The following is a 13410-nucleotide window of genomic DNA, read 5'->3' as shown; positions in this document are numbered from 1 at the left end:
TACGACTATTCTTCAGCGGTCTGAAATAGGAGGAGGAATGTAAAGGTGCTCAAATTTCGTGAGCTCACCGACTGCGCGGAGTTGTTCGAACTGATGCAACACCCAGATGTCTTTCCGTATGTCCGTCAAAAGACGGTCCACTTTGACGAGTTTTTATTTAGCACGAAGCAAATCATCGAGCTAGAAGAGCAAGGAAATATCATCTCACGTACCATCACGAACGAGTATGGTACCCCAATTGGGACAATCAGCTTGTTCGACGTCGAATCCGGCTACGGGTTTCTTGGTACATGGCTTGGCAAGCCATATCATGGCAAAGGTTATAATCAAGTCGCGAAAGAGTCGTTCTTCTCGGAACTCTTCTTCGAACTTGACATGGAAAGTGTGTTTTTAAAAATCCGTAAATCGAATGAACGCTCGATTGCCGCAGCAGAAAAGCTTCCCTACGCGTTTTGCGCGAATGAGATTCGTTCAGAACTGCTTGCAGAAATCAATCAGGGTGACGCCGAATACGTCCTTTATGAAGTATCCAAGTCGAGTTTCCAACTTTACTCGCATACCCTTCATGTCCCAGAATACGAAGTTCCTTACGAAACGCAACTCGAAGCCTGAGCCAATTCTGTCAAAGAATTGGCTTTTTTGTGGCTTTTTTGTGTGGATTTGATGGAGGTAACTTGTCGGAGCCGAATAAATCTGTTCTAATTCGAAGAGATAGGTATGATAGAACTATGGGGGATTCATCACATCTCCCGTTAACCGTTTTGTAAAGGAGAATGACATATGTCAGAATCAATGTTTCGTATCCTCGTAACTGATGACGAAGAACAAATGCGAGATTTACTTGTATCAAATTTAGAAAAAGAGGGGTATGAGACGGTCACCGCCTCAAACGGTCTTGAAGCTATTGAGCGCTTAAAAGAAGAGACGTTCCATCTCGTCTTACTCGACGTCATGATGCCGGAACTCGATGGTTTGACGGCATGCATGCGCATCCGTGAGTTTTCGAACGTGCCCATCATTCTGTTAACGGCACGATCGGAAGAACTCGACCGGATTCACGGACTAAAAATTGGGGCGGACGACTATATCACGAAGCCGTTTAGTCCACGCGAATTACTCGCTCGTATTGAGGCAACTCTCCGTCGCACTCATAGTTTCTCTAAAGAACAAGAGGCAACGTTTGATATCGGGGTTCTCTCAATTGATATCGATGGCCGTGCCGTCAGTGTGAAAGGAAAAACCGTCAACCTGACACGTAAAGAATTTGATTTGCTTTACCTGTTTATCACAAACGACGAGAAAGTATTCTCTCGTGAACAGCTACTCGATCAAATTTGGGGAACCGAATACCACGGGAACCTTCGTACAGTCGATACACACATTAAGACACTACGTCTGAAACTTGGTGAAGCGGGCGGTTACATTCAAACGGTATGGGGCATCGGATATAAATTCGAGGCAAACGAATGAAACGATACACGATTCGGAAGCGGATTTGGATTACCATCTGGACAGCCAGCCTCTTCTCAGCATTCGTGTTTCTGATTATGACGTTTTATTTGTACGATAAATTCTATATTCAAACGCAAGAAGAGCTGCTCATCAATCGTGGAGAGAAACTCGTCACCATCTACAAGGCCGACGGTTTTTCTGACGCGTTTGCAGACAGTATGACGTATACGAATGAGCTAACGGAAACGAAAGTGTTCCTCTCCTCGGTTCGAGAAGATACACTCGGTTCAGGAAAGACGTTTTTAAGGCAACAAGATCTCGAGCGGCTACAAGACGGGTATGTAATTTCCGTGACTCGGAAACACCCGACCGAGGACGTTGACATTTTGATGACTGCATTCCCCCTCGTACGAGACGGTGAACTCGATAATGCGTTAATCCTTTACATGGAGCTCAGTAAAATCAGCGAACCGTTTCAACCGATTCGGCTCATGATCACGTTTTTGCTCGTCCTCATGATTGTGAACTTGCTCCTATTCGGTAAACAAATCATCGACACCATCATTCAGCCGCTCATCCAAATGAAACGTGCCTCTCAAGTATATGCGCAGGGCGATTTCTCACACCGCATCCCGATTGTCTATGATGACGAGATTGGTGAACTGGCGGATACGCTCAATTCGATGGCGGAATCGCTCGGACTCGTCGAAGAACAACGAAAAGAGTTTTTAGCGAACGTCAGTCACGAACTCCGCACACCGTTATCATACATTCGCGGTTATACCGAGATGCTTCAAGACGACACATTGGATGAACAAACGAGGGCACAATATTATGACATCATCGAGAACGAGACGAACCGGCTTCAACGACTTGTTACTGATTTACTCGACCTCGCACAGTTAGAGCGAGATTCGTATCCGATGACAAAAGAGCCAGTCGTCTATTCACAAGTACTCGAAGACGTCCTCTATCGACTCGAACCCATTGCCCGGGCGAAAGGTGTGACAATTGAATCGGACTTAGATTTCGACTTAATTATCCTTGGCGATCACGACCGACTCGAACAGGTCATCGGTAATCTACTTGACAACGCACTCCGCTACACGGAATCGGGCAAAACAATTCATGTGAAATCGTTCGCTGAAACAAACTATGCGATTACTGAAATCCGCGACGAAGGTCGGGGCATTCCGAAAGAAGATGTAGATAAATTGACGGAACGCTTCTACCGCGTCAATAAATCAAGAACACGAAAAGATGGTGGGACCGGTCTCGGTCTGGCCATTGCTAAACATATCATCGAGCGGCACGAGGGGTCGCTCCACTTCAGTTCAGAAGTCGGAAAAGGAACCACTGTCACGGTCGGTTTACCTCTCCTCCCGGAAGACACGTTCGATATGTAAAAGGCAGCCCGCATGAACCGCCCCCATAAAAGTTAGACATGAAAATCTAACTTTTATGGGCAGTTCAGCATAGGGCTGCCTTTTTAAATGTCTTTGCCTTTATATTGATTAATCGATTCTTGTTGCAGTCGCTCTCGTTCGGCGTGCGTCTGTGGGAATCCGTTCGCTTGCCACTCGGCACGATGACTAGAATCTAGTTGCGTGAGGCCTTCTTCTGCCTCATCCTGACTCGCGTCCACACTCTCCCGTTCATCCATCTTTTGCCATGTGTCTTCTGCCTCACGTTGAGAAAGTAGTGCCGCCACTTTCGGTGCTACGAGCGCAGCTCCAGCGACACCTAATACAATCCCGGTCAATACTTTCCGGTCCATCATAACCCCTCCTTCACTATGCACTCTTCATTCCACCATTTCATAATCTCAAAACCCATGACGAAAACGTTTACAGCTTTACATGTAGTGGAATGTTTAGGTGGAAGGAGGCGATTGGATGGAAAAGAAACGACCAACCTCGAAGCGTCCGTTCGATAACCCAGATGCTGTCGACACGGACAAAGAGAGCATTTTTGACGAGGACGGCATGCAGACTGTCGATCCGATTCCCGTTGAGGAGTTAAATGAACGGGTAAAAGACGAGAAGAACAAACGTCACTCAAAAGATGACTCGGTGAGCGAAAAGAAATATACGGACAAATAAACAAGCTGCGGACCTTTGTCCGCAGCTTGTTTATGTTAAGTCATTCGGTGAGAATCCGTAAGGCAACATCTCTTCTTTTGTCATCACTTTTGTGTCACCATTTAAGTTCGCTAGAATCAACGTGAACTCTTCTCCTGCGAATTCGGCGATGACTTGGCGGCATGCCCCACACGGTGAAATCGGCCCTTCTGTATCGCCGACGACAACCACCGTCTCGATCGATTCGCTACCTTCTGAGACAGCTTTGAAAATCGCTGTTCGCTCGGCACACATCGATAGACCGTATGAAGCATTTTCAACGTTACACCCTGTAATCTCATTACCGGATGCGTCGATGACGACAGCCCCGACGTTAAATTTTGAATAAGGTGTATAAGCGCGCTTGCGCGCCTCAATAGCTTTATGCACGAGTTCTTGTACGCGTTCTTGTGAAATCATTGGATGTTCCTCCACTTCTATATTTGATAAGAAGTCTGACATCTGAACTATAACGTGAAAACGCTTACTTCACAAGTGTTTTCACCGACTCGTCAATATTTTTTCTTTTTCTTCTTCTCGAATACAACAACGGATTCGACATGTGATGTCTGAGGGAACATGTCGTACGGTTGTACGTAATTCACCTTGTATCCGGCCTTCATCAACTGATCGGTATCACGTGCGAGCGTCTGCGGGTTGCATGACACGTAAACAATTCGTTTCGCCTTGGATGAAATGATTGAATTGATTAATTGATGATCCATACCTGTCCGTGGCGGATCGACTACGACGACATCTGGGAGCCATCCATCTTTAACCCAACGAGGGATCCAATGCTCGGCACGCCCTTCGACGTACGTGACGTGGCTGTAGCCATTCTCACGCATATGGTCGTTCGCATCTTCGACTGCTTCCGGTACAACTTCCATTCCTCGAATTTCCTTCGCGTGTGGCGCTAACCAAAGACCGATCGAACCGACACCCGCATACGCATCAATGACACGTTCTTCACCCGTCAATGCTGCAGCTTCAACGACTTCACGATACATTTTTTCCGTCTGTGCCGGATTCAACTGGAAGAATGCGCGTGGTGACAAGTGATAATGGACGTCATCAAGTTGCTCATCCATCTTTTCTTGACCCGCGATGTGAACCGTCCGATAACCAAAAATAACACTAGAGCGGTTTGAATTGATATTGATATGGAACGAGACAACATTTGGCAATGCCATGATGCGGTCACTCAATTCATCTAAATCCGGGACATCTTCATGCCCAACGACGAGAACAACTTGTACGTCATTCGTGTTGTATCCGGAACGAACGACGACGGTTCTGGCATACCCCGTGTCGCGGCGTGCGTCATAGACGGGGATGTCGAGTTCGTTTAAAATACGGACAATCGCATTATTGATGTTCGTTGTGTCCCGCTGTTGGACCATACAGTGCTCAATCGACACGAGATGGTTTGTGTTCGGCTTGTAGAGTCCTGAGACAATCTCGCCATGGCGTGTGCCGAGTGGGAATTGTGATTTATTTCGATAGTACCACGGGTCTTCCATACCAATTGTCGGACGAATATCCGATTTTTCCACGTTTAGCTTCGTCTTTTGACGGAAGGCATTTCGAACGATTTCTTCTTTATACTCCATCTGCAGTCGAGAACTCATGTGTTGGATTTGGCAGCCTCCACACTCGTCGTAAATCGGACAAGGTGCTTTAACACGGTCTTTCGAGTCGTTGTCGCGTTTGACGACACGCGCTTCTGCGTAATTTTTCTCTACACGTGTGATTTCGACTTTTGCTCGTTCTCCCGGTAATAAGTTTGGAATGAAAATGACCATGCGATTGATGGTCGCGATGCCCTCTCCATTAATGCCAAGTCGGTCGACTGTGACATCTTTAAAATCTCCAATAATTAATTTCAATCTGATTCATCCTTTCGAGACGATTGTTCTAGGTCTTTGGCGTAACGCACCACTTTAGCGCGCAACGAATCAATGTCGGCTAACAGGCGATGTAAATCTTCAGGTGTCGTATGCTCGTCTAGCGTGTTGACCGATAGACATAGCAGTTCCGTTCTCGATTTTAGGACGTTCATCTTTCCGGCAGTATCTGTACGTGATTTACCCATCTTGTAATCGCTCCTTTGGTTCGTGACAAAGAGTTGCTATTATAGCATACTATTTCTTGTAACTTGATGAAAAGGTGGAATCCACATGCAAAACATCTCCCCAACTTTCGACCCTTGGGAAGCCTATCTCGATCAAGTCGAACATGGTCGACTCGTCTTATCCAACGTCGAAGTAACAACAACAAAATTGTGTAATATGCGCTGCGAACATTGTGCGGTCGGTTATATGCTTGACCAGAAGGAAGAACCTGAAGTCCCACTCGAATTGTTAATTCAACGATTGGATGAGATCGAACATTTACGCGCCTTCTCCATCACAGGTGGTGAACCGATGTTATCGATGAAATCAGTCCGTAACTATGTCGTTCCGCTGTTACGCTATGCGAAAGAACGTGGCGCCCGCACTCAGATCAACTCGAACTTGACGCTACCGTTATCTCGCTATCATCTTATTACCCCTTACTTGGACGTTTTGCACATTTCGCATAACTGGGGCACCGATGCCGATTTCCTCGAAGGCGGATTCGCGATGATGGACCGGAAACCGAGTGAAGAGGCCCGCTTGAAAATGCTCCAGACCATGAAAGACAACGCCCGCGCCTTAACGGCAGAAGGAGTCATCGTGTCGGCGGAGACGATGATCAACAAACGGACGATTCCACATTTGAAAGAAATTCATGAAGAAATCGTCTCACTCGGTTGTCAAAGACATGAGGTGCACCCAATGTACCCCGCAGACTGGGCTAGCGCACTTGAATCAGCGTCACTCGCTGATACGCGACAAGCCATCCATGACTTACTCGACGTCCGTGACGAGAACGTCTGGATGTTGTTTGGGACGTTGCCATTCTATGCATGTTCTGACCTACCTGAAGACCGTGCTCTATTGAAGCGACTTCATGAAACAAAAAACGTGACCGTCCGAAATGACCCAGATGGTCGTTCACGCCTTAACACGAATATCTTTGACGGACAGATCATCGTGACCGACTTCGGTGACGAGCTTGGTACTCTTGGTACCGTCTATGATACGTCATTCCAGGAAGCGTACAATGCATGGACAAACAGCCAATTGAACGCCACACTGTCTTGTCATTGCCCAGCCGTCAAATGTCTCGGACCGAACGCACTCGTCAAACAAGCCTATTATCCAACGATTGATTTCCAATCTAGAAAAGCTACCTCGTTTTAAATATTTCAATTCGGGAAATATTCTGTATATTAAACGAATCGAGGTGTGTATAGATGACAGCTATTTATGTGTTCATCATTACAGTTATGGCCATCGTAATCTTCGCTGGCACACTCAGTATTTTATTGACAGCCGCATTCGTTTCAGACAAAGTAGAGCATGATGAAATGTTCAGTCAAGGTAGTTGGGATGATGAATTACTCCATTTGAATCACTCTCCACAACCGATTGACGACACGAAAAGCTGAGAACCCTCTCGGCTTTTTACTTTGATTTCATGAGGTGAATTCATGCTCCGCTTTCGTTTTATGATTTTATTATTAATCGTCTTTATATCTGGTTTGATTCAAGGCGCACTCATCCCTCTTTTATCCACGCTGATTGAACGGGATGGGGCCCCAGCCTGGGTAAACGGAATGAACGCGACAATGCTTTACATCGGTGTGATCGTCTCTGCGCCTCTTTTGGAGCGATTCGTCCGAAAATACGGGTTCCGACCGACTATCGTCCTCGGCATCGTATTGACGGCATTCGCGACCTTCGTTTTGCCGATTTGGCCATCCTTGCTCGTTTGGGCAATAATGCGATTTTTCATCGGATTCGGAGATTCCGCCCTCCACTACGGGTCACAAGTGTGGGTGACCTCAGCTAGCGAAAAGCGAAGTCTCGGTCGAGCGATGGCGTATTATGGAATGTCATTCAGTCTCGGTTTTGCCATCGGCCCGTTACTCGCACCACTTGTTGATGTATGGTTTTGGTTGCCGTTTCTGATGATCGTCTTCTTCTGCCTCGCTTCGTTGATGCTCGTCTTTAAAGTCGAGAATGAGTTTCCGGAGGTTGAAAAAGTGAAGACCGACTCGAAAGGACGAATTCGACTGATTCTCGTCGGTGCGGGATACACGCTTCTACCTGCCTTTACATACGGTTTCCTCGAAGCGAGTTTAAACGCAAACTTCCCAATCTTCACTTCACGAAATGGGATGAGTTTGACGGAAACGAGTACACTCATCACGACGTTCATCGTCATGTCGATTGTCGTTCAGCTTCCTCTTGGTCGTCTCGCAGACTTGTACGGTAAGAAACGCATCTTACAAATCGTGCTGACGTTCGGCTCAGTCGTGTTCGCCTTGGCAAACATCGTCGTCGACCACTACATCGGATTACTCATCTTATTCGCGCTTGCTGGTGCAGGTTTAGGGTCGACGTATTCACTCGGTTTAGCGCACATGACAGAGGTACTTCCCCGTTCATTGCTCCCGACCGGAAACATGCTGTACAGTATTTCATTCAGCATCGGTTCGATTTCAGGTCCGATGATCGGTGCCTTCTGGTTGTCTTTACCGAAAGAGGTCTATTTCTTTATGTATGCCGTGATTCTCGGTATTCTGGCGCTTCGACTCTTTACGTCGACCACCAAACCAATCGACATATAAACAGAGGCAGATGGTTCCCATGAACCACCTGCCTCTGTTTTATTCCACTACTCGTTCCATTTCATCGTCGTTCAACTGTAGAGCCCGGATGAACACTTCGTCTAGCGCGAACGGTTCCGTATCTAGCGAAGCGAGGACATCTGATTTCAGCGTCACCTCTACGACACGGTCATCAAACTGCCATCTCGTCTGAATATCGTCTCCTTGTCTCGTCGCGCGGGTCGCCACTGGACCGTGACTTTCCTTTAAACTTTGACTCACGCACTTCATCACGTACTTGACGTACTCATCTTTCGGTTGACGCGAGATGAGAATGTTTCGAACGATTCGATTCCTAGTCATTGTTTCTCATCCTCCCTTTGAATGATTGCGCACGCAAGTCTTTACAAACGAAGACCGATTTTTGAACTTTAATATTCAGAATTTTTAATATATTTTGTCATGTGATTTCAATTCCGTCAACTCTGTCTCATCTTCAATTACTTACTGTATGTTTCTCATCCGTCTCCCTTGAAAGTAAGTGGATAAATAAATACCCGCGATGACAAACAAAAGTCCAACAACCGCATTCCAAGGAATCGATTCTCCAAGCAAAATCCCAGACAAAATCACGCCAAATAAGGGAACTAAGAAGATATAGAGTGAAATCCGACTGACCGGATTGTATTTCATTAACGTGTTCCACAATGTAAAACCGATTGCTGATAACATCGCCAAGTAAAACAGAAACGCAATCGTCTGTCCGGTGTACGGCATGGAGATTCCACTTGGGTCTAACAAATAACCGATGACGAGCAATCCAACTGAACCGATCACCATCGCCCAAGCCGTCATCGGGGCAACGTCATATGTTTTCGAGTAATCCTTCGCAATCAAGTTCCCGAACGCACCCGACACCATCGCCAAAATGAGTAAAATCTCCCCTAATCCAAAACCAAACTCCGAACCGGTTGCCGGCCAGTTTGCGATGACAATTCCAGAAAAACCAAACGTCAAAGCCAGCCCCTTCAACCGATTCAACTTATCATCCTCATAACGGATATGGGCAAGTGCCATTTGGAAGAACGATGTCGACCCGGCAATAATCGATCCTTGCACGCCAGTCGAAAGAGAGAGTCCGATATAGAAGAACAAATATTGTAGAAACGTCAAGTATGATCCCAGGTGCGCATACGCTTTAACCTTTTCACGCGTCAATCGAACCGACCGTTTCAAGACAGTCTGACTGATGATGAGCAGCAAAAGTCCGGCTAGTAAAAAGCGTTCGCCTGCGAACAATAGTTGTTGACCATACTCATTCGACTGAATGTCCAACTTCTCATAACTCAGTTTGATGAATGGAAATGCACTCCCCCATAACAGGGTGTTGAAGATTGCTAATAACGCCACCGTCCATGGGCGCTGAAATATATTTTGCATGACACAAAAACTCCTTAATCTTTTTATTTGTTGGCAGATGATAAGCATGATAAAATAAACCTAGATAATAATTATTATAAATTAAAAAAAGGTTAACATGGATTAAATCGTTAATTCAAAGCCAGTTGATGATGATAATCATCTTCAACCATTATCATTTAATCGAGATTTATTCTCAATTAGAAAGAAGGGATTACATGAACGCTCCATCTGTTACACACGAAAAAAGCCACGTTTTCAAACGGGCTAACTGGTACGAACATATCGAATTGATTATGGCGCTCATTAGCGGTGTATTGATTGTACTCGCTTATATCACCGAAACACAAGAAGGAGCCCCTTGGATTCACGTCTCGCTTTATTTATCCGCCTTTTTCATCGGGGGATACGCGAAAGCAAAAGAAGGGATTTCGGACACCATTGAAACGAAATCTCTTAATGTAGAACTCTTAATGATCATCGCCGCCATCGGGGCCGCATCGATTGGATATTGGATGGAAGGCGCGATTCTCATCTTCATTTTCGCCTTATCCGGTGCGCTCGAAACATACACAATGAACAAAAACGAACGTGCGCTCGAATCTTTAATGGAACTCCAACCTGAACAAGCAACCCGCCTGACAACTCCTGAGAAACTTGAAGTTGTTCATATTGATGACTTGAAAGTCGGTGACCTTATTTACGTCCGCCCAGGGGAACGTATCCCTGTCGACGGAAAAATCGTCAAAGGAAGTGCTTCGGTGGAAGAAGCCGCCATCACAGGAGAGTCCGTCCCTGTTGATCGCCAAATCGGAGAAGACGTATTCGGGTCAAGCGTCAACTTGAATGGCGTGCTAACGATTGAAGTGACAAAACTTGCGACCGAAACGTTGTTCCAAAAAATCATCCAAATGGTTCAACAAGCACAGGAAGAAAAATCACCATCCGCTCAGTTCATCGATCGTTATGAAGGACGGTATGTTCAAATCGTGCTCATCTCCGTCACGGCCATCATCCTACTTGGACCGTTCTTTACGTCGTGGTCTCTTGAAACGAGCATCTATCGCGGCATGATCCTTCTCGTCGTCGCCTCTCCTTGTGCGCTCGTCGCCGCCATCACACCTGCTGCGTTGGCTGCCATCGCCTCTTCCGCAAAACACGGTATTCTCTTTAAGGGTGGCGCCCACATCGAAAATATGGGACGCCTAAAAGCAATCGCTTTTGACAAGACCGGCACACTTACAATCGGGAAGCCGGTCGTACAAGAAGTACTTATCACACAAGAGTTACATGAAGACGATGTCAACCGAATCGTCAGTTTGATTGAAGAACATTCGATGCACCCTCTCGCCGAAGCGCTCGTTTCATATACCGGGAGATACACCGGAGACATGATGGATTTCAAAGATGTCACAGGATCGGGGATTGAAGCGACGATTGACGGAGTCGCTTATCGCGTCGGTAAACAGAAGTTCGCTGATCGAAGCGGTGATTTCTTTAAAGAGGATGTAGAACGTTTGAAAGAAGCTGGTCACACGCTCGTTTTCATCAGTGACGACTCGCGTACAATCGGTGCCTACGCCTTACGTGACACGCTACGACATGAGGCGAAAGTAGCGATTCAGCGACTGAATGACCTAGGCATCGCCACCATCATGATTACCGGTGACAATGAAGCGACCGCTCGTGCCATCGCGAACGAAGCCGGATTGACACGCTACGTCGCCGAATGTTTACCGGAAGAGAAGGTTTCGCAGATTAAGACGTTACGTGAAGAATATGGGGCAATCGGGATGATTGGCGATGGGATCAACGATGCCCCCGCCCTTGCGACAGCCGACGTCGGAATCGCAATGGGCGAAGGAACGGATGCCGCACTAGAAACGGCAGATGTCGTTTTAATGAAAAATGACCTCGTCCGATTGAGCGACGCCATTCGTCAATCGCGGAAGTTGAATCGGATCGTCTTACAAAACGTCGTCTTCGCACTCGGTGTCATCCTCATCTTGATCGCAACGAACATTTTCGAACTACTCATCATGCCGTTCGCTGTCGTAGGACATGAAGGCTCTACCATCCTTGTCATTTTGAACGGGCTTCGACTCCTCACGTCAACATGGGAGTGACCAATTCGACAAATGAAAACGATGATTGAAACAATATGTCGATTTCGTTATAATTGAAACAATATGTCTAAAAGACTGAATTAGATCGAAAGATTGGCTAAAGGTGGTACAAAATATGAATACGATTGCAGTCATCGGCAAGGTATTTGTCGATATTAAAGGGACTTCCTTCGCACCGCTCCATAAAGATGCGAAGAACGTCGGCGACATCACTTTCTCTAATGGTGGAACAGGTCGCAACGTTGCGCAAAACTTAGGAGTACTCGGCAATGATGTTCGTTTCGTCTCAACCGTTACGAACGATCAAATCGGCGTCGGTGTCCTCGAGGAATTACGTTGTTTGAACGTAAACGTCGATGGGGTTGATATGCTCGAAGATAACGGCATGGGGATGTGGCTCGCCGTTATGGATAACAACGGCGACCTCCAAACGTCGATTTCAAAGCAACCTGACGAAGCGCGAATGGAAAAAGCTATTTTACGACAAATCGATACCGTCTTTGAAGAGAGCGATGCGGTCGCAATCGACTTAGACTTGTCGGTCAACGTACTAAACGAGACGATTGAACTATGTCGCGTTATGGATTTGCCGCTGTACGGCGTGTGCGGCCACCTTTCTGTCATTGAACGAAACCGTCATTTACTCCAAGGGTTTACGGGGTTCATCTGTAGTCGGGAAGAAGCAGAAATCTTATCTGATATGTCAATCGTCACCGTGGATGATGCCCTGCGTGTCGCTGAAGTACTCGCCATGAAAGGTGCCCCATTGACAATTGTCACGATGAGCGAACTTGGTGCCGTTTACGTCGATCTCCGCACGAATGAACAAGGTCACGTCCCGACGACGAAAGTGAAAGTCGCCGACTCTACCGGTGCCGGTGATTCATTCTTCTCCGCTGTCATCTCTGAACTCATGAAGCGCCACTCTATCGAAGATGCACTTCGACTAGGGATGCGTATCGCCGGAAAAGTTATCGCGTCACATGAGAATGGATTGACACAAGATATGTACGCATCATTAGAACAACCTACGCAAGAATGAGTTGAACGCATCGGCGAATCGTCGATGCGTTTTGTGCAAAATTATAGGAATGAAAGGAACGATCTCAGTGGTTCGAACGAAATTAAGAAGCGCGATCATTTTAATAAATGATCAAGATGAAGTAGCTTTGATTCGACGTGAAAAGGAAGACGTGCTTTATTACGTCTTCCCTGGTGGCGGAGTCGAATACGGTCATACAACAGAAGAAACTGCCGTTCGCGAAGCATTTGAAGAGCTCGGCGTCCATGTAGAATTAGAAGGTGTGGCTGCCTACGTCGCATTCAATAACGAGTTAAATCCTTACTATTGGGCGAAAATGACAGGTGGCGAATTTGGTACCGGAACAGGTGAAGAGTTTCAAGAAGAACAAACAAATGGATCATATACCCCTATGTGGATCAAACGATCAGCATTACCCCATCTTCCGATTCGTCCCCCATCGCTCGCTGAAAAATTAGCCTCACAAGAGACACGTTTTTACGATTTGACGTTGTCTGAGGCATAATCAAGTGTACCTTTAAGCAATTTCGGGAAACGTTCACTAATGATTGT

General features: G+C 46.5%; 16 protein-coding genes. 10 read left to right on the top strand and 6 right to left on the bottom strand.

Translation table 11 applies throughout. From position 1 onward, the window contains the following. Positions 1-45: 45 nt before the first annotated feature. The 3 genes from KNO76_RS09940 (at position 46) to KNO76_RS09930 (ending at position 2858) form a co-directional block, all read left to right on the top strand. On the top strand, positions 46-612 hold the full coding sequence (locus tag KNO76_RS09940; RefSeq protein ID WP_214701161.1) for a GNAT family N-acetyltransferase: 567 nt from the start codon (positions 46-48) through the stop codon (positions 610-612). A 168-nt stretch (positions 613-780) separates the two neighbouring features. After that, a complete protein-coding gene (locus KNO76_RS09935; RefSeq protein ID WP_026826730.1) occupies positions 781-1470 on the top strand; it encodes a response regulator transcription factor in 690 nt (229 codons plus the stop codon). Then, complete coding sequence (locus KNO76_RS09930; RefSeq protein WP_214885170.1) at positions 1467-2858, top strand: sensor histidine kinase; 1392 nt, start codon at positions 1467-1469, stop codon at positions 2856-2858. Before KNO76_RS09935 ends, KNO76_RS09930 begins: the two co-directional genes overlap by 4 nt. A gap of 83 nt (positions 2859-2941) precedes the next feature. Here the strand turns inward: KNO76_RS09930 and KNO76_RS09925 are convergent, their stop codons facing one another. Continuing rightward, positions 2942-3229, bottom strand: a complete 288-nt coding sequence (locus KNO76_RS09925) for a hypothetical protein (RefSeq protein ID WP_026826732.1) — start codon at positions 3227-3229, stop codon at positions 2942-2944. 118 nt (positions 3230-3347) lie between these two features. Between KNO76_RS09925 and KNO76_RS09920 the strand changes: the two genes are divergently transcribed. Then, positions 3348-3554: a hypothetical protein gene (locus KNO76_RS09920; RefSeq protein WP_026826733.1), complete on the top strand. Its 207-nt coding sequence runs from the start codon at positions 3348-3350 to the stop codon at positions 3552-3554. Between the two features lie 30 nt (positions 3555-3584). Here KNO76_RS09920 and KNO76_RS09915 read toward each other — a convergent pair whose 3' ends face one another. From KNO76_RS09915 to KNO76_RS09905, 3 genes are all read right to left on the bottom strand, one after another. Further along, positions 3585-3992, bottom strand: a complete 408-nt coding sequence (locus tag KNO76_RS09915) for a cytidine deaminase (protein WP_251127966.1) — start codon at positions 3990-3992, stop codon at positions 3585-3587. A gap of 92 nt (positions 3993-4084) precedes the next feature. Then, the gene (gene rlmD / locus KNO76_RS09910; RefSeq protein WP_214885166.1) at positions 4085-5461 is read right to left on the bottom strand and encodes a 23S rRNA (uracil(1939)-C(5))-methyltransferase RlmD; all 1377 of its coding nucleotides are present in this window, start codon (positions 5459-5461) and stop codon (positions 4085-4087) included. After that, complete coding sequence (locus KNO76_RS09905) at positions 5458-5667, bottom strand: hypothetical protein (RefSeq protein ID WP_015880867.1); 210 nt, start codon at positions 5665-5667, stop codon at positions 5458-5460. Before KNO76_RS09905 ends, rlmD begins: the two co-directional genes overlap by 4 nt. An 85-nt stretch (positions 5668-5752) precedes the next feature. Between KNO76_RS09905 and yfkAB the strand changes: the two genes are divergently transcribed. The 3 genes from yfkAB to KNO76_RS09890 are packed head-to-tail and all read left to right on the top strand — an operon-like array spanning position 5753 to position 8292. Then, entirely contained in the window at positions 5753-6859 is a 1107-nt protein-coding gene (gene yfkAB, locus KNO76_RS09900) for a radical SAM/CxCxxxxC motif protein YfkAB (RefSeq protein ID WP_214885164.1), read from the top strand. Between the two features lie 53 nt (positions 6860-6912). Beyond that, a complete protein-coding gene (locus tag KNO76_RS09895; RefSeq protein WP_214885162.1) occupies positions 6913-7107 on the top strand; it encodes a hypothetical protein in 195 nt (64 codons plus the stop codon). A 42-nt stretch (positions 7108-7149) separates the two neighbouring features. Further along, complete coding sequence (locus KNO76_RS09890) at positions 7150-8292, top strand: MFS transporter (RefSeq protein ID WP_214885160.1); 1143 nt, start codon at positions 7150-7152, stop codon at positions 8290-8292. A 39-nt stretch (positions 8293-8331) separates the two neighbouring features. Here the strand turns inward: KNO76_RS09890 and KNO76_RS09885 are convergent, their stop codons facing one another. Continuing rightward, a complete protein-coding gene (locus KNO76_RS09885; protein ID WP_214703950.1) occupies positions 8332-8634 on the bottom strand; it encodes a hypothetical protein in 303 nt (100 codons plus the stop codon). Between the two features lie 141 nt (positions 8635-8775). Next, positions 8776-9711, bottom strand: coding sequence for a DMT family transporter (locus KNO76_RS09880; RefSeq protein ID WP_214885158.1), 936 nt, complete (start codon positions 9709-9711; stop codon positions 8776-8778). Positions 9712-9908: 197 nt separating this feature from the next. Here KNO76_RS09880 and KNO76_RS09875 point away from each other — a divergent pair, with 197 nt between their 5' ends. The 3 genes from KNO76_RS09875 (at position 9909) to KNO76_RS09865 (ending at position 13363) form a co-directional block, all read left to right on the top strand. Continuing rightward, positions 9909-11816, top strand: coding sequence for a heavy metal translocating P-type ATPase (locus tag KNO76_RS09875; RefSeq protein ID WP_214885156.1), 1908 nt, complete (start codon positions 9909-9911; stop codon positions 11814-11816). Positions 11817-11931: 115 nt separating this feature from the next. Next, positions 11932-12858 carry a carbohydrate kinase family protein gene (locus tag KNO76_RS09870; protein ID WP_214701151.1) on the top strand — a complete coding sequence of 309 codons (927 nt, stop codon included), beginning with the start codon at positions 11932-11934 and terminating at the stop codon, positions 12856-12858. A gap of 67 nt (positions 12859-12925) precedes the next feature. Further along, entirely contained in the window at positions 12926-13363 is a 438-nt protein-coding gene (locus tag KNO76_RS09865; RefSeq protein ID WP_084483614.1) for an NUDIX domain-containing protein, read from the top strand. Positions 13364-13410 lie beyond the last annotated feature (47 nt).

The organism is Exiguobacterium sp. s101 (assembly GCF_018617835.1).
Lineage (GTDB): Bacteria > Bacillota > Bacilli > Exiguobacteriales > Exiguobacteriaceae > Exiguobacterium > Exiguobacterium marinum.
This window is presented reverse-complemented; position numbering and strand designations above follow the sequence as displayed.